Genomic DNA, 16275 nt, shown 5'->3' with positions numbered 1-16275 from the left:
CTCCGTTTCGCGAGTACGCGGCCCGGTCCGTTCCGGAATGCTCCGGTCGGTTCCCGAAGGCGGGGGCCGGTGAGTTGCCGAGTAGCCGGTCCCGTCAGGTGCCGAGTACCCGGTCTCGTCAGTCGCCGAGTACGCGGTCCACGAAGCCGGTCACGTCTGCGAGAACGGCGGCCTTGTCCGTCTCGTTGAACACCTCGTGCTGGGCGCCCGGGTAGACGCGCTCGGTCCAGTCGGCTCCGCGCAGTTCCTCGACGCCCGCGCGGCTGGCGGACAGCGGCACGATGCGGTCGTCGTCGCCGTGCAGCCACAGCAGCGGAAGCGGGTCCACACTGCCGCTCTTGGAGATCGTCTCCAACGTGCGGACGAACGCCTCCAGCGTCGGGCGCTTGAACGGGCCGTGCCAGACGAGCGGATCCGCCGCGTACTCCTCGCCGACCGACGGGTCGCGCGACAGCGTCGCCGGGTCGATGGGGACCTCGGGGATCGGGTCCTGCGCCAGCAACTGCCGGGCCACCTGCCAGTCACCGATCACCGGCCCGGACAGCACGAGCGCGGCCAGACCGTCCCCGTACCGCTGTGCGTACCGCGCCGCGATCAGCCCGCCCATGGAGTGCCCGATCAGCACGACGGGCACCCCGGGATACGCGGCACGGGCCAGCCGCTCCACCGCGTGGACGTCGCTCACCACGTCCTCGAAGTCCTCGATCAGCACCCGCTCGCCCGCCGACTTCCCATGCCCCATGTGGTCGGGCCCGAACACCGCGGCGCCATGCCCGTTCAGTACGTCCGCCACGTACTCGTACCGGCCGATGTGCTCCCCGTATCCGTGGACCAGGAGCACGACGTACCGCGGCCGCTCCCGTGGCCACTCGCGTGCGGTGATGCCGCCCCTGGTGCCGGTGAGGGTGTGCTCGCGGGAGTCGGCCATGGCTCGGTCCTCCATCGACGTCGGCGAAGGTCCCAAGGATCTTCCCAGGGGAGCGGGGCGGAGGTCCACCGTGCGTGAGCAGGGGCGGGCACCAGTGACGGGCGCCAGTGGCGGGCACCGGCGGTGGGCTCATGGCGTTGTGCCCCTACGGGCAGTTGGCTCGCCACGGGCCCAGCGGTCCACGGGCAAGGGGCCACCTGGCGAGACGGTCCTGACACGGCGAGATCGCTGCGCATAGCATCAGTCTCCGCATGAACACGATGACCCTCTGGCACATCTCCGTCTGGGAGTTCGCCGCTCTCGCCGCCGCGGCCATGCTCGTCGGCTTCTCGAAGACCGCCGTGAGCGGGGCCAACACGGTCAGCCTCGCGATCTTCGCCGCCGTCCTGCCCGCCCGCGCCTCCACCGGCGTACTGCTGCCCATCCTCATCGTCGGGGACGTACTCGCCGTGCTCACCTATCGCCGGCACGCCCACTGGCCCACGCTGTGGCGGCTCTTCCCGGCGGTGGCGGGCGGCGTGGTCGTCGGCACGGTGTTCCTGATGTGGGCGGACGACCAGATCGTACGGATGTCGATCGGCGCGATTCTGCTGCTGATGGCCGGGGTCACGGTGTGGCGCCGCCGACAGGCCACGGCGGAGGAAGAGCCGGAGGAGGTGACCTCGCGAACGGGCCGGATCAAGGCGCGTTCGTACGGTGTGCTCGGCGGCTTCACGACGATGGTCGCCAATGCGGGCGGCCCCGTCATGTCGATGTATCTCCTCTCCGCGGGCTTCCGCAAGCTCGGCTTCCTGGGAACCTCGGCCTTCTTCTTCCTGATCGTCAACGTGTCCAAGGTCCCGTTCAGCGTCGGCCTCGGCCTGATAGACGGCAACTCCCTGCTGCTGGACGCCGCCCTCGCCGCCTTCGTCGTCCCCGGAGCCGTGATCGGCAAGCTCGCCGTGGACCGCATCAACCAGCGGCTCTTCGAGCAGTTGGTGATCGCGGCGACGGTGCTGGGCGGGGCACAGCTGTTGCTTCGGTGAGCTTGGCGGTTTGTCGACTTCTGCGGCTCGTATGTGCGTCGACTCCTGTGGCCCGCGCGTGCGGCTGACTGCCGTAGGCCGTGCGCGCGGTTGAGCGCTGTGGCCCGTACGGGCTGTTGAGTGCTGCGGGCCCGTACGCGGTGGACTGCCGTAGTCCGTACGCGGCTGACCGCCGTGGCCCGTACGCTCGGCTGATTTCTGTGGCCCGTACGCTCGACGCCATGTCCCCGCATGCCCGTGCCGATACCCCTGCCCCAGTCCATGCCCATGCGCATGTCCTGGTCCTGGGTGGTACGGCCGAGGCCCGCGAACTCGCCGAGGCCCTTGCCACCCGGCCCGGCACGCGCGTGACCACCTCGCTCGCGGGCCGGGTGTCCCGGCCGGGGGCGCTCGACGGGGACGTACGCGTCGGGGGATTCGGCGGGGCCGAAGGGCTCGCCCGGTGGCTGCGCACGGAGCACGTGGACGCACTCGTCGACGCCACGCATCCCTTCGCCGCGGGCATCACGGCGAACGCCGTGCGGGCCGCGAGGACTGTGGGCGTCCCGGCCATAGTCCTGCGCCGCCCTGGCTGGCAGGCAGGCCCCGGCGACCGCTGGCACTCGACGACTTCCCTCGCCGAAGCCGCCGATCTCCTCCCGTCGCTGGGCCGCCGCATCTTCCTCACAACGGGCCGCCTTGGCCTCGCAGCCTTCGCCCCCCTCTCCGAACTCCACTTCCTCGTACGCTCGGTGGATCCCCCCGAGCCGCCCCTGCCGCCGCACACGGAAGTCCTGCTGGCCCGAGGCCCGTTCACGGTGGAGGACGAGACGACCCTCCTGCGAAAGCACGCCATCGACGTCCTGGTGACGAAGGACAGCGGCGGCGCAGCGACATCGGCCAAACTGACGGCCGCCCGCGGCCTTGGCGTCCCGGTGGTGGTGGTACGGCGCCCACCGCTGCCGGAGGGAGTGACGCCGGTCGCCGATGTCTCCGAGGTACTGGCTTGGTTGGACGGCGTCCTTTCGGGGACGGGGCTCTGATCGGGCGCCGGTGTGGTGGGCTGCTGCCGACTGCACCGGCGCTGCGTGTGGGTCTGGGGCGGAGCCTCAGGGGATGGGACCGGGTAGGGGCGAGGGGGCGAAATCCGCTCGCCAGCGCTGCCCTCTTGCGGTGCGGTACCGCGCCCCTCTAGGGGCAAAGGGGCTGTATCGATATGCGGCTCCGCCGCGTGGGCGCGCCCAGCCACGACGCACCCGCAGCTTCGAACCGCCTTTCCCGCGGAGCACCCAGCCCAGCGGGATGCGGGGCCACGCGGCGGAGCCGGTGCACAACAGACCCCGCCCTACCCCCGCGCCCGCCTGCGCAGCAAATACGTATCCATGATCCAGCCCTTCCGCTCGCGAGCCTCCGCGCGGAGCTCGGCGATGCGAGGCGCCGCATCAGCGAGCGGACCCGAAGCGAGGATCTCGTCCGGCGTGCCTATATAGGCGCCCCAGTAGATGTCGATGTCCTCGTCGGCGTACCGCTGGAAGGCCTGGTGGGCGTCGAGCATGACGACGACGTCGTCGACGCCCTCGGGGAACCCTTCCGCAAGGCGACGGCCCGTCGTGATCTGAACCGGCCCGGCAACACGATTGAGGCCCGTGCGATGGCGGGCGACCAGCGCGGAGACACTGCTGATGCCGGGCACGACGTCGTAGTCGAAGGCCACCCCGCCACGCTCGAGGATCTCCTCCAGGATCCCAAGTGTGCTGTCGTACAACGCGGGATCACCCCACACCAGAAACGCCCCGCTCTCCTCCTCGCCCAACTCGTCCGCGATCAACCGCTCGTAGATGTCAGCGCGGGCCCGGCGCCAGTCCCCGACGGCGGGGGAGTAGCCCGCACCCCCGGCGGCCCGGTCCCGCTCCGGATCACGGGCCTCCACCAGCCGGTACGTCCCCTCCGGTATGTGCGCGTCGAGAATGTCACGGCGCAACTGGACGAGGTCCGACTTCACCTCGCCCTTGTCCAGGATGAAGAACACGTCCGTGCTCCGCAGGGCCTTGACCGCCTGAAGGGTCAACTGGTCGGGGTCGCCCGCCCCAATGCCGATGACATGAATCTTTCGCACACCCCGAGTCTGCCCCACACCACTGACAACCGGATCACCGCACCCGACCGGAACCGGCGCAGCACGCCCTGCGGTCCCGCACCGCAACGCCTCGCTGCCGCGCAGACGCCGCGCAACTCCCGGGCGCGCCCATGCAGCGCGTACTCATCGACGCTGCCGACCGGACCCGCTAAGCCACCGCTAAGCCTTGCTCCCGCGCAACCGAGGAGCCCACGCCCCCGCGTCCACCGGAGCCTTGTCCCGCTCCACAACACCCGCCAACTCCCTTGCCCAGGCAACGAGTTCCGGCAGATGCATCCCGTACGGCCGCTCCAGCCCGGCCTCCGCCCCCCACTCATCGACGGCCCCGGCCCCCCGCCGCAACAGCCGCGCCCCGCCCGTGAGATTGCCGCGAGCCGCATGCGTGAGCCCCACCGCGAGCTGGGCCAGCCCGCGCCACAGGGCCCGTTCCTCCTCCGGCCCCGACTTCCAGGCGTCCTCGAAGACTTCGTGCGCATGGAACGGCTTCCCGGCCTCCAACAGCGCCTGTGCCTCCTCGACGGTCTGCTCCGGCGTCCGTACAACCCCTTCGGGCTGCCGCTCCACCCCGTCGGCCCCGTACGGCAGCGGCCGCCCGAGCCCGTCTCGCGGCCGAGCACTACGCGCCCGCCCCTCGGCATCCCGGTCCCGTCCGTCGTCAGAAGCACTACCCATACACCGATTGTCCCCCGCACCACACACCCTTCGGAGCACACCTCGACGTGAGGTAAAGTGCTCTTCGGCGATCACGCGGTCCACCGCGCCGGTCGCATCGGGACGTGGCGCAGCTTGGTAGCGCACTTGACTGGGGGTCAAGGGGTCGCAGGTTCAAATCCTGTCGTCCCGACGGTGTTCACCAGCGGGTTTGCCGTTTACGGCAGACCCGCTGGATGCGTTCGTGTGACACGTGATGGCGGCGTGATGGCAACCCCTGACCACCCCATGGCCGGTCTCACGCCGCCTGATCTTCCGATCCCCGGCCGCTCTGGTTGCCGTGCTTGCGGTCGGCGCGGGTCAGGGCCTTGTCGATGACTGTGACGGCGTCGCGGGCGGCGTGGGGCAGCAGGTGGCCGTAGAGGTTGACGGTGGTGGACAGCGTCGAGTGGCGCAGCGTCTTGGAGACCACGGCCAGCGGGACCCGTGAGCTGATCATGATGGTGGCGGCGGTGTGGCGCAGGTCGTGGACGCCGATCCTGGGCAGGCCGATCTCCTCAGAGCGCCGGCGCAGCTCGGTCAGGATGCCCTGCGGGCGCAGGGGGAGCCGTCCGCTGGTAGAACACCAGGCCCGCCAGAGGCGTGCCCGGGGGCTGGTCGGCCCGGGCGAGGGCGGCCTGGCGCTCCAGCGCGGCGGCGACGCGCGGGGACAGGCTCACCCAATTGCGGCTGGCCTTGGTCTTGGGGTGGCCGAGGTAGAGCCGGTCGTTGTTGACGGCCGTGAGGTTCCACCGCACCGGATCTGCGAACGTCAGGGCGTTCCAGTTCTCGCCGACCGCTCCTACATGGGAGCCGGGCCGTGGGTGACCACGCCCCTCAGACGCCCGCCGGGCCGCGACCTCACGCCAACACAGTAGACCGTCAACCGCGCGCTGTCCGCAGCCCGGGCGCCGGTCGAGCGCGGCGTCGCACGACTGAAGTCCTGGCGGATCTTCCGCAGAGCACGATGCAGCCCGAATCGAATGTCGTCAATCGCCGCGGCCGTCCTCACCCTGGAGCGACTCCGCTGAAAACGCTCAGTTCATGGCGACGTATCACCCGACCATGATCCACTACTGAAGATCATTTGAAGGCTCCGCCTAGGTCGCTGGTGATCGGGTCGGCGGTCGTGGTCACGGCTGCCTCGTGCCGGTTGTGGTGGTGGACGGTGGGGGTGTGGCACCGGTCAACGCGCAGCCAGGGCGGGACAGGTCCAACTGTGAGCCCGCGGCCAGGCAGGCGGCAATCTGATAGACCTGCTGGCCATAGCTGCGACCCTTCACTGCGGTTACGGCTCCGTCCTGGCCGACCTCGCACGGGTTGTTGTTGGTGCACTGTTCGCCGTCGCGGTTGTGGGTGTTGTTGATGCCCATGACCGTGTTCCCGTCGGATGCCAACAGCGCCGTGCCGGAGTAACCGGGCTTGCTGGTGCAGGTGTCGCTGGGGGCGTAGCGCACCGCGTCGTCTTGCTGGTAGCCGTCCTCCCGCAGGTGCGTCACCACGGCCTCCACCGTGCACAGCGGACGGCTGCCCTGGTGGGCCATGAGGAGCTGGTCACCCATGCGCATCGGGGTGGTGGACAACTGGAAGACTTTCGCGCCCTCCGCTGCCAGTTGAGCGTAGGTCTTGTCCAACCGGTACAGCGCGGTGTCGGTGCCTGTCATCGTCGCGTACACCAGCCGGGTCGCGCGGGCGGTGGTCTGGGTGTAGCCGGCGGGGTCGTTGATGGTGACCGGGCCCTCCAGGTCGGCGGGCTGGTCCACCACCGCTGTCCCCGGCGCGGGCCACCCGCTCGGCACGCAGTGGCCGTTGGTCAGCGCCAACGCCGGGTCTTCGGGGCGCGCAGTGGCGGCGCGCACCACCGACCCTTGGCAGTCGCCCACCTTGGCCGCGCCTTCCACGTTCGAGATCGGGTCGAATGGGGGCACGTCGGTTCCGGTCACGATGCCGTTGATCCAGCCGGCGTTCTTCGCGACATCGGTGTACATGTCGGGAAAGTCGGTGCCCCTGTCGCCGGGACCGATGACCGTTCCGGCCAGTACCCACTCGTCGCCCACACGGACCAGGGCAGGTCCTCCGGAGTCCGTCGTTCCCGGCCCGACGGGAGGATTGGCGCGACCGACGCACAAGGGCAAGGTGTGGCCATCGTCGTCCCAGCACTGCTTGAGCGGCACGACCTCGGTGTCAGCTTCGCGTAGTTTGCTGGGAAAGCAATTGGGGTCGTTGAAGTCGCCGCAGGAATCCGAAGCCGCGCCCCAGCCGAGGATGCGGACGGGCGTGCCATCGGCGGGCGTGGTCTCGGCGAGCTGCACGGGCTGGGCTCGCACCGGGTTGCGCAGGTGCAGCACCGCGATGTCCTCGCCGGGGGGATCGTACCTGTTGTGGCGCCGGTAGAACTTGTCGATCTCGGCGACTTCGCCACCGCTGGTGGTGTCCAGCGATCCGACGCGGACCTTCCAGCCGCGGGGAACGCCCGCCGTCGCGCCGGTCGGGGTGTTGGCGCAGTGGCCCGCGGTCACCGCCCACTGCGGCGCGATGAGCACCGCCCCGCACCGGTGCCCGTCCGGGCGGGGAGCGTCGTACTGAAGCGAGACCATGAAGGAATACGGCTGGGTGGACTCGGTGCCACCGACGATGCCCTGCGCCGGTAAGACGGCCACCAGGGTCGCGATCGCCGCGACCCCCGTCGTCAGGACGGCGGCCGTCCTGCGGCTCATCCACTTAAGCATGAGGGACTCCCGTTTCGTCCGCCGCCGGGCATTAACTCCGGCGGGCTTGTGCGGAGGAACAGCACCGGGCCGTTCCGTCTGGCCTCGATCCTGGGCTCAGAGGTCTTCCGGCTGGTCTCGCCCGCGTATCAGGCGCGCCACGGCAACCGCTCAGTCGTGTATCAGCCCAGGGGTGAGCGCTGTGGATAGCCAGACATCACCACAGGGAAGCCAAATCCGCCCTCGGTTGAGCTGGGCGCGGGTGAAGCGGACGGCCAGGTAGATGCCGGCGAAGATGCCGAGGATCTTGCCCGCGACCAGGCCGATGACCACCCGCGAGGGGCTCGGGGATCACCAGGCGAGCGCGGCGTCGCACGGCTCAAGTCGTGGGGATCGTCCGCAGGTCCCGGTGCAAGCCCAAATCGAGTGTCGTCAATCGCCAAAGCCGTTCTCACCCTTGCATACAGGGCGCTCTACCTAAATCAAATGCCCTCTGAGAGCGGCAGCAGTGTGGCGACTGCTGTGCGCGCAGATCCGGCCGAGCCGAGCTGCTCCCAGCCGACTCGATCGGTCCGCACGTGATCAAGCACCTGGCCATCACCAGCGCACCAGCGCGGTCCTGCGCCCGCATCGACAAAGTGCATGCTTAGGCCGACCAGAAGGACGCCCCGCAGCACCCATCGTTACAGCCCCTGCCGCTCTCGGCTCGACTACAGCCCCCGCTACGACCTCCCCGCCGACCTGGCCTCCGGACTCGACACGGCCGCCCCGTAGTGGGCCAGCTCGGCAGGCCCTTGCAGGACGGTGAGGACCTGCGCCAGGAACACCTTCGGACCGGCCAGCCATGCAGCCGCACTCAACGACCGCTGTGCAGCAGGCTCGGCGGGGGTATCCCCCGCATCGGCAGATCCTGTCGTATCTGAAGGCCTCCGCCGACGCCTACCGGCTGACGGACCGCATCGAGTTCGAAAGCGTGGAGAAGAACGCGGACGGCACCTGGGTGGTCACCCGGACCGACGGACAGCAGAGCCTGCACGGCCAGGTCGTGGTGTGTACGGGGGCCCAGTGGCACCCCAACGTCCCTGAGCTGCCCGGGAACTTCACCGGCGAGGTTCGCCACACGGTCGCCTACCGCAGCGCGGAGGAACTGCGCGGCAAGCGGGTCCTGGTCGTGGGGGCCGGGAACTCCGGCTGCGACATCGCCTGCGACGCGGCCCGCAGCGCGGATCACGCGGCGATCAGCATGCGCCGCGGGTACTGGTTCATCCCCAAGCACCTCTTCGGCCGGCCGGTGGACACCATTGCCAACGACGGGCCGCACCTGCCGATGTGGCTGGCGCAGCGGGTCTTCGGCACCCTCCTGCGGATCCTCAACGGCGACCCGACGCGCCTGGGCCTGCCGAAGCCGGACCACAAGCTGTTCGAGACCCACCCCGCGATCAACTCGATGCTGATCCACCATCTCCAGCACGGCGACCTCGCCGCCAAACCGGGGATCGCCCGCACCGAGGGCAGGACGGTCCACTTCACCGACGGCTCCCGTGACGACTTCGACCTGATCCTGCTGGCCACCGGTTACGTCCACAAGGTGCCGGTCGCGCAGAGGTACTTCGGCGGGAGCAGCACCCCGACCTGTACCTGTCGTCGTTCTCACGTGAGCACCAGGGGCTGTTCGGCGTCGGTTTCGTCGAGGCCAACTCCGGGGCGTACCGGCTCTTCGACACCCAGGCCCAGCTGATCGCCGGTTACATCCACGACGCGGGGCACCAGCTGCCGAACGCGGAGCGGTTCGCCCGCATGATCCGTACCGATCGCCCGGACCTGTCCGGCGGTATCAGGTTCGTCGACTCGCCCCGGCACACGGGCTACGTCGAAAGCGGGGCGATCGTGAAGCACCTCGCCAAGGTCGCGGCCGAGATGGGCTGGCGCACCGAGCCGCTGTCGGCCGAGGACATCCCGGCCAAGGCCAAGGCGCTGCGCGACGAGCTCGCCTCGATGTTGCCGTTCGTGCCGATCGTCTCCCTGTTGATCGAGCTGCTCCCCTCCTCCCCTCCGGCCCCTCTCACTTTCCGACGGTCAGCGGGTCCCGTTCACGGCAAGAGCGCCCGAGCCGGCCGAAGCCGACCCGGGCGTCCAACCAACACACGTGTACAGAGGCCTACTTGACGGTCCGATAGGCCCGGTGGATCGTCTGCTTCAGGGTGTTGCCGGCCGCGTCCGTGAGCGTCACGCGCAGAGAGACCGCGCCCGCCTTCGCCGGGTGACGCAGGTCGAGGCGCTTGCCGTCGACCGCCTTCGCCGGGTGCCAGGTCCGGCCGTCGTCGTACGAGACGGAGAAGGCCAACTTGCGGGCGGTGCGCGCGGTGGCCGCGCCCTCGACCGTGAACGGGACAGAGAAACGCGTACCCGCCTTGGCCGTGCTCTCCGTGGACAGCCGGGGCGTGAAGCGGACCACCGACAGCGGCAGCCGCTGCTCGACACCGGTGACGTGCGCGGAGGTGAAGGTCCACTCGGCGGTGACCCGGGTGCTGACCGAGGACAGCGTGGTGGGGCGGGAGACGTCCGTGGTGAGACGGAACGAGCGCTTGGCAGCGGGGAGTTCGTACGAGACGCCGGTCAGCGGCGTGTCCACGGCGAAGACCCGCGTGCCGCCCGCGTACAGGGTGCTCCTGGCCCTGCTGTACGGGGAGTCGCCGATATGGCCGGCGCCGTCGGAGAAGAGGGGGAGGTAGGCGAGGAAGGTGTCGCCCTCGCGGACCGCACCGGGGCGGTCCGCGCCGTCCGTCAGCGGGCCGGTGAGGTGCGGGCCGAAGACGCCGGTGTTGAAGCGCTCGGTGTACTGCCTGCCCGCGCTGTACGAGCGGGGCTTCGCGCTCCACTGGCGGGCCTCCCACACCGGTTCGCCGTCCGCGTCCTTGCCTCCGATCTGATCGACGGAGTACCGCCACCGCACGCCCGGCAGGACGTACTCGGTGAAAGCGCCCGGCAGCGAGCGCGTGTCGGGGTTTATGCCGCCCGACTGGCCGACCGGAGTCAGCGGCGCGGCGGCGAACGTCGCCGTCTTGCCCCTAGCGGGCGCACCGGCGGCGAACGTGACCTTGGCGAACTGCCCGCGCTTCAGGTTCGCGGTGAAGCCCGACAGGTCGCCGGTACGGTTCCAGGTCGGCCGGTAGTGCGTACTGCCGTGCGTCCAGGTGCCGTTGTACTGCGCGAACGCCTCGCCCGCCGGAAGCCGGGCCCCGAACTGACCGACGCGCAGCCTGCCGAAGTCGCCGATGGGGTACGTGGAGAAGTACCGGTCCCCGCCGATTTCGAACCCGTAGTTGAGGGTGGCGTCGGTGTGCTTGGCCCTGCTGTCCGGCACGGTGATCCGGACCGGCTTGGCCTCGCGGGCGTCCATGACGAGGGTGGTGTCACGGGTGAGGGAGAACTTCGGGTTGAGGAGGAGGGCCAGCTCCCCGGAGTCGGCGTCGGGGGTCGCGCCCGTGTCGATCCGGCCTTCGAGGCTGTAACGCCCCTTGGGCAGCCGTACGGTGAACTCGCCGTCCGTGTCGTCGGAGTAGGCCTGCCCGATCTCGTTGTCCAGACCCTGCACCCCGGTCTCCGAACGCCTGGCGGGCTTGCCCTGCAGGTCGAGATGCTTGACCGTCAGGTCGTACGACTCGATCTCGCGGTGTACGCCGATGCCGGTCCGTACGGTCGTACCCGCTCCGTCCGTCGCGGTGAGCGCGCCGCCGAAGGAGCCGTCGGCCGTGCCCGCGCCGCTGTCGGCGGTGACCTGGGCGGTCGCGGTGGCGCCCGCCGGAACCGTGAGCTGCTTCGGCGAGACCTCGAACATGCCCTCGGCGGCGGGCTTTCCGTCCTCGCCGTACGCCTCGGTGCTCAGGTCGAGGGTGAGGGGGCGGTCGCCGTCGTTGCGGTAGGTGACCGTCTTCGTGGCCGGCTGGTCGTCGGTGTGCGGCCACTGCTGGGCGGGGAAGCCGAGGGTGGCCGGGTTGGTGGTGAGCTGCTGGCCGAGGGCGCGGGGGAGGTCCGTACGGCCCGTGCCCTGCGCGAACGCCGAGACACCGGCGGTCGGCTTGGCGGATGCGGTGAGCGCGGCCTTGATGCGCTCACCGGTCCAGTCGGGGTGGCGCTGGGCGAGGATCGCGGCGGCGCCCGCGACATGCGGGGTCGCCATCGACGTACCGCTCATCGAGACGTAGCCGTCGGCGGCCGGGTCGCCCTCCGTGCCCTCGGCGGCCTTCGCGGCGACGATGTCGACGCCGGGGGCGGTGAGGTCGGGCTTGAGGGAACCGTCCGCCGTCGGGCCGCGGCTGGAGAAATCGGCCATCGCGTCGGTGCGGTCCACCGCGCCCACGGTGAGCGCGGCGGCGGCGCTGCCCGGCGAACCGACGGTGCCGGCGGCGGGGCCATCGTTGCCGGCGGCGATCACGAAGAGGGCGCCGGAGGAGGCGGACAGCTCGTCCACCGCCTGTTCGAGGGGGTCGTCACCGGGGCTGTCGGGGCCGCCCAGGCTCAGGTTGACCACCTCGGCGCCCTGCGCGACGGCCCACTGCGCACCGGCGATGACGCCGGACTCCTCGCCGACGCCCTCGTCGTCGAGCACCTTGCCGCTGATCAGCCGGGCACCCGGCGCGACCCCCTTGTACTTCCCCCCGGAGTGCGCGCCGGACCCCGCGACCGTCGACGCCACATGCGTGCCGTGACCCACCCGGTCGACGGTGTCCGCCGCCTCGGAGAAGTTCTTCGCCGCGTCGATACGGCCCTTCAGATCCGGGTGCGTGCCGTCGACCCCGGTGTCCAGCACGGCGACCTTGACGCCCGTGCCGTCGTACCCGGCCGCCCAGGCCTCGGGGGCGCCGATCTGGGCGGTGCTCCGGTCGAGGGCCGCCTCGACCTTCCCGTCGAGCCAGATCTTCTCGACCCGGTCGGCGGCGGCCGACCTCTCCCGCGCCGTCCCCCCGCTGCCGGTGAGCGTCTCCCACAGGTCGGCGCCCTCGGACTTACGGGCCTTCAGCGCGTCCCCGTTGACGCTGGGCAGGTCCCGGCTGACCCGGGCTCCGGCGGCGGACAGCGTGCTCGGCGTGAGGGTGCGGCCCTTGGCGTACGTCACGATCAGCGGGAGGTCGGGGCGGGCCGCGTCGTCGTAACCCCACTTGACCAGCTGCGTCACGTCGAACAGCCGCCGGTCGGCGGTGCCGTTCGCGAGGAGCCGCTCGGCGTCACGCGGGACGACGTAGGTGCGGTCGGCGCTCCGCGCTATTCGGAAGGCGGTGCCTTCCCGACCCTTGCCGGGCCGCACACCGGTGACCTGTCCGGTGGCGTCCAGCGTGACCCGGTCACCGGTGACGAGGGTGACGATCCTGGCCTTGCCGAGGGCTCCGGCCGTACCGCTTCCCGTCTGCGCGGCCTGGGTTCCCGGCGCGCTGAGCAGGGTGGCGGCAAGGGCCGCGGCGGTTAACAGGGCGAGAGCCGAAGCCTCACCCGTGCGCCTCTTTCGGTGGTTCAAGGCATGCCTTTCTCTCCGGACTTCCGGGCATGGCGAAGCAGCCCGGCGGACGGGACAAAAAACAGAGGGGGAAAGAGGCTCCCCTTCGCAAAGGGGCGCGGGGCGTACGAACTCAGACGAGCCGCTTACGACCCAAGAAGAGGAACGCCACGACACCGGCGGTCAGGGCGAACAGAATCGACGCCCCGAACCACTGCATGGCGTTCATCTGCGACATCGGGAGGTAGTCCACCGACCAGCCCACGACATCGGCCTTGTCCAGGCACACCTGCCGTGCCGCGTCGGTCTGCGACTCCGAACAGGTGCCCCAGCTCACCAGATCCCCGCTGCCGGTGACATACGACTGATCGATTTCGTGGGCGTCGTGGGGGAGCGACGGGTACGCGTTCTCGCCTGTGACACCCTTGTTCGTCGTGACCGTGACGACGTTGCCGAGCGACAGCAGGAAGTAGCCCCAGACAAGCTGGAGGACGACGGTGAAACCGAAGGTGACCACCATGGCCGCGAGCGTGCGTCGCAGCACCACACCGATCGCCACCCCGCCGAAGACGGAGAAGAGGGTGAGGGCGACAGGCACTGGGCCCGTCGTGTTGAACGCGGCGCCCGAGGTCCAGTCCATGACCGCCGTGGCCTCGGACTTGACGGGGTTCCACCACCAGCCGAACACCGCCGACAACACGCCCGTGCTCACCACGACCACCAGTCCGGCCAGCGCCAGCTTCGTGGCGAGCCAGCGGGTCCGGCTCATGGACTGGGCGGCGACCAGCTTGGCGGTGCCGTTCTCCAGGTCGCCCGCGATGAGCGGGGCGCCGAGGAAGACACCGAGCAGGATGGGTATCGCCTGGAGACCCGTGGAGACGAAGGAGAACGCGTCGTTGTACTGCTGGAACCTGCCGCCCGCCTCGTCGAGGCTCTTGCCGGGATAGCCGTAACCGTCGAGGAAGTCGACCAGCTGGCCGCGCTGGTAGACGATCCAGGCCACGGAGAGCGCGGTGGCGGCGAGGATCGTCCAGAACGCGGCCCGGTGCTGGCGCCAGACCAGCCAGGTCATACCGCTGAGTCGGGGGCGCCGGTTGGTCTCCGTGGTGGTCGCGTTCATGGTCCCGTTCTTGCCGTCGCTCGTGGAGCCGGTCGAGGTGCTGGTCGAGCTGCGGGTGAAGGTGCTCACGCCGCCACCGCCCCGGTGCCGAACCCCTGGCCGTGGACCTGGGCGGTGGGGGTGATCAGCGGTGGTGCGTCGGGTGAGCGGAGATAGGCGAGCAGGAGTTCCTCCATGTTCGGGGCGTTTATGTCCCAGGGGCCGGTGACCGGGCCCTCGGGGCGGATGAGCGCGGTGAACTGCCGTCCGCTGGTCCGGGACTCGACGAGGGTGTGGCGCCCGAGGGCGGGAGGCATGCCGTCACCCTCCTTGGCGCCCGTGACCAGGGTGTGCACGGACATCAGCTCGTCCACGTCACCGGCGAGGCGCACTCCGCCGCCGGAGACGACAACGAGGTAGTCGCACACGTTCTCCAGTTCGGCGAGGACGTGGGTGGACATCAGCACGGTGGTTCCGCGCTCGGCGGCCTCGGCGAGGAGGGTGCCCATGATCTCGTGGCGCACGACCGGGTCGAGGTCCGACATCGGCTCGTCGAGCATCAGCAGGTCGGGGCTCTTTCCGAAGGCGAGGGCGATGGCGACGCGGGTGCGCTGGCCTCCGGAGAGGGTGCTGATCTTCGCGTCGAAGGGCACGTTGCCCGCGCGGATGATGCCCTCGGCGGCGCGCTGGTCCCAGCCGGGGTTCAGCTCCCGGCCCAGACGCAGGGTCTCCGCCACGGTGAAGCGGCGGAACAAGGGCTTCTCCTGGGCGAGGAACGCTGTGCGCCGATCGGACTCCACCGAGCCCGGAGCCTCACCGAACAGGCTGATCGAGCCGTTCGTGGGCTGCAGGACATGGGCCGCGATGCTCAGCAGCGTGGTCTTGCCCGCCCCGTTGGGTCCCACCAGGCCGCAGATCCGTCCCGCCGGGAGCCGGAAGGAGCAGTCCCGCAACGCCCAGCCCCGCCGGTAGCGCATCCCCAGCCCGTACGCCTCGATCGCCGGTTGCCCCGCGTACATACCTTCACTCACCTGTGCTCCTAGTTGTCGTGGCCTCCGTGGACCCCGTTGTCGTGGACCCCGTTGCCGCCACGTTCCCGGCGGCGTACTGCTTCTCCATCGCCGACGCGACCAGCGCGGCCACGTCCTCCTGCTCCAGACCGGCCCCGGCCGCCTTCGACATCCACGCCACCAGCTCCACGTACAGCGGCGAGTCGGTGCCCGTCTCGGGGCGGCCCAGCGTGCGGCGTACGAAGGTGCCCTGGCCCGGTCGCGGTTCGACCAGGCCCTCGCGCTCCAGCTCGCGGTACGCCTTGAGGGTGGTGTTCGGGTTGACCGTGCTGGTCGCGGCGACCTCCTTGGCGGTGGGCAGCCGGTCACCGGGCACGAGTACGCCCAGCCGGAGGGCCTGCTTGGTCTGCTGCACGATCTGCTGGAAGGCGGGGACCCCGCTCCGCCTGTCGATGCGGTACTCCACGATCACCACCACCATTCCACTATCTGATTAGTGGAATGATGATGGAGGGGTGTGAGGGCGGTTGTCAATGCCGACCGGGGACGAGGAGAAGCGCGTGGGAGGTACGCGTCGCGCTGTGCCTGATGCTGCTTTCGTTGGTTGCTGATGGTCGCCCAGAGCGCGCCGGAGAGACCGATGAGCGCCGCTAAGAGTGCGCCTGACGCCGTGATCACGGAGTGCTGCATCCCCGCATTGAGCGATGTTCGGACCGGTGACGGGCGGTGGTTTCGTGGTGCGGTCACCCGTGCCGCGATGACGTGAGGTGCCCGGAGTTGGGTGAGACATGTTTCGCCAGTGCGTCTCACTCAACTCCGGGCAAGTTCCGCTGGTTTTCATTGATCTCGGCGGACTTGATGGCCAGTTCGATGCGCCATGCAGTCATGATCATCTCGGTGAGAAACCAGTGTCTTGCGGTGGTGCGAAGGGAGCGTTCCTGGGGCAGACGTCGATGGAACTCCGCCTTGAACAGCCTCATCTGCTCCTCCTCGCCCAGTGCGAGGCTGCGCCAGTGCGAAGACGCGTAGAGCGACATGGCTTCGACGATCTCGGGATAGACCGCCGCGTATCGCTGTGGTTCCCAAGGGCGGACCTGGCGGTCGTTCGGCGACATCCGCCGGAGCCGTTCTGCCCGATCGCTCAGGCGGTAGCCCCGCTGGAACAGGCTGTGCCAGAAGGTGGAGCAGCTCTCGTACCTTATGGAGTC

General features: G+C 69.9%; 14 protein-coding genes, 1 tRNA gene and 3 pseudogenes. 6 read left to right on the top strand and 12 right to left on the bottom strand.

What is annotated here, in order from left to right:
• Nucleotides 1–118: 118 nt before the first annotated feature.
• Nucleotides 119–928 (bottom strand): alpha/beta hydrolase, encoded by an 810-nt coding sequence (locus tag ACQEVY_RS03980; protein ID WP_432944827.1) that lies wholly within the window; start codon nt 926–928, stop codon nt 119–121.
• 251 nt (nt 929–1179) lie between these two features.
• Between ACQEVY_RS03980 and ACQEVY_RS03975 the strand changes: the two genes are divergently transcribed.
• Together ACQEVY_RS03975 and ACQEVY_RS03970 are read left to right on the top strand one after the other, a co-directional pair.
• Nucleotides 1180–1953, top strand: coding sequence for a sulfite exporter TauE/SafE family protein (locus ACQEVY_RS03975; RefSeq protein WP_432944825.1), 774 nt, complete (start codon nt 1180–1182; stop codon nt 1951–1953).
• Between the two features lie 221 nt (nt 1954–2174).
• The gene (locus ACQEVY_RS03970; RefSeq protein WP_432944823.1) at nt 2175–2975 is read left to right on the top strand and encodes a cobalt-precorrin-6A reductase; all 801 of its coding nucleotides are present in this window, start codon (nt 2175–2177) and stop codon (nt 2973–2975) included.
• 302 nt (nt 2976–3277) lie between these two features.
• Here the strand turns inward: ACQEVY_RS03970 and cobF are convergent, their stop codons facing one another.
• Together cobF and ACQEVY_RS03960 are read right to left on the bottom strand one after the other, a co-directional pair.
• Entirely contained in the window at nt 3278–4048 is a 771-nt protein-coding gene (gene cobF, locus ACQEVY_RS03965; RefSeq protein WP_432944821.1) for a precorrin-6A synthase (deacetylating), read from the bottom strand.
• A 180-nt stretch (nt 4049–4228) separates the two neighbouring features.
• Nucleotides 4229–4741 carry a DUF309 domain-containing protein gene (locus tag ACQEVY_RS03960; protein ID WP_432944819.1) on the bottom strand — a complete coding sequence of 171 codons (513 nt, stop codon included), beginning with the start codon at nt 4739–4741 and terminating at the stop codon, nt 4229–4231.
• A gap of 98 nt (nt 4742–4839) precedes the next feature.
• Here ACQEVY_RS03960 and ACQEVY_RS03955 point away from each other — a divergent pair.
• Nucleotides 4840–4913 (top strand) — tRNA-Pro (locus ACQEVY_RS03955).
• A 105-nt stretch (nt 4914–5018) separates the two neighbouring features.
• Here the strand turns inward: ACQEVY_RS03955 and ACQEVY_RS03950 are convergent.
• Together ACQEVY_RS03950 and ACQEVY_RS03945 are read right to left on the bottom strand one after the other, a co-directional pair.
• The gene (locus ACQEVY_RS03950) at nt 5019–5267 is read right to left on the bottom strand and encodes a tyrosine-type recombinase/integrase (protein WP_432955054.1); all 249 of its coding nucleotides are present in this window, start codon (nt 5265–5267) and stop codon (nt 5019–5021) included.
• Nucleotides 5268–5277: 10 nt separating this feature from the next.
• Nucleotides 5278–5517 carry a hypothetical protein gene (locus ACQEVY_RS03945; RefSeq protein ID WP_432955661.1) on the bottom strand — a complete coding sequence of 80 codons (240 nt, stop codon included), beginning with the start codon at nt 5515–5517 and terminating at the stop codon, nt 5278–5280.
• On the opposite strand from ACQEVY_RS03945, the pseudogene ACQEVY_RS03940 reads away from it, so the two are divergent.
• Nucleotides 5518–5790 (top strand): annotated as a pseudogene (locus tag ACQEVY_RS03940) (transposase family protein); the annotation flags it as partial. It lies immediately after the preceding gene.
• 102 nt (nt 5791–5892) lie between these two features.
• Here ACQEVY_RS03940 and ACQEVY_RS03935 read toward each other — a convergent pair.
• On the bottom strand, nt 5893–7476 hold the full coding sequence (locus tag ACQEVY_RS03935) for a S1 family peptidase (protein ID WP_432944817.1): 1584 nt from the start codon (nt 7474–7476) through the stop codon (nt 5893–5895).
• Nucleotides 7477–7638: 162 nt separating this feature from the next.
• A complete protein-coding gene (locus ACQEVY_RS03930; RefSeq protein ID WP_432944815.1) occupies nt 7639–7800 on the bottom strand; it encodes a hypothetical protein in 162 nt (53 codons plus the stop codon).
• A gap of 9 nt (nt 7801–7809) precedes the next feature.
• Here ACQEVY_RS03930 and ACQEVY_RS03925 point away from each other — a divergent pair.
• Both ACQEVY_RS03925 and ACQEVY_RS03920 read left to right on the top strand, forming a co-directional pair.
• Nucleotides 7810–7926, top strand: a pseudogene (locus tag ACQEVY_RS03925) (IS5/IS1182 family transposase); the annotation flags it as partial.
• 430 nt (nt 7927–8356) lie between these two features.
• A pseudogene (locus tag ACQEVY_RS03920) lies at nt 8357–9402 on the top strand (flavin-containing monooxygenase); the annotation flags it as partial.
• Nucleotides 9403–9625: 223 nt separating this feature from the next.
• On the opposite strand, the gene ACQEVY_RS03915 reads toward ACQEVY_RS03920, so the two are convergent.
• The 5 genes from ACQEVY_RS03915 to ACQEVY_RS03895 form a co-directional block, all read right to left on the bottom strand.
• Nucleotides 9626–12979 (bottom strand): S8 family peptidase, encoded by a 3354-nt coding sequence (locus ACQEVY_RS03915; RefSeq protein ID WP_432944813.1) that lies wholly within the window; start codon nt 12977–12979, stop codon nt 9626–9628.
• A gap of 112 nt (nt 12980–13091) precedes the next feature.
• On the bottom strand, nt 13092–14147 hold the full coding sequence (locus ACQEVY_RS03910) for an ABC transporter permease (RefSeq protein WP_432944811.1): 1056 nt from the start codon (nt 14145–14147) through the stop codon (nt 13092–13094).
• A complete protein-coding gene (locus ACQEVY_RS03905; protein ID WP_432955052.1) occupies nt 14144–15076 on the bottom strand; it encodes an ABC transporter ATP-binding protein in 933 nt (310 codons plus the stop codon). Before ACQEVY_RS03905 ends, ACQEVY_RS03910 begins: the two co-directional genes overlap by 4 nt.
• A gap of 4 nt (nt 15077–15080) precedes the next feature.
• Nucleotides 15081–15548, bottom strand: a complete 468-nt coding sequence (locus tag ACQEVY_RS03900) for a GntR family transcriptional regulator (protein ID WP_432944808.1) — start codon at nt 15546–15548, stop codon at nt 15081–15083.
• 325 nt (nt 15549–15873) lie between these two features.
• Entirely contained in the window at nt 15874–16182 is a 309-nt protein-coding gene (locus tag ACQEVY_RS03895; RefSeq protein WP_432944806.1) for a hypothetical protein, read from the bottom strand.
• Nucleotides 16183–16275 lie beyond the last annotated feature (93 nt).

The organism is Streptomyces sp. CA-288835, assembly GCF_050936385.1.
GTDB lineage: Bacteria > Actinomycetota > Actinomycetes > Streptomycetales > Streptomycetaceae > Streptomyces.
This window is presented reverse-complemented; position numbering and strand designations above follow the sequence as displayed.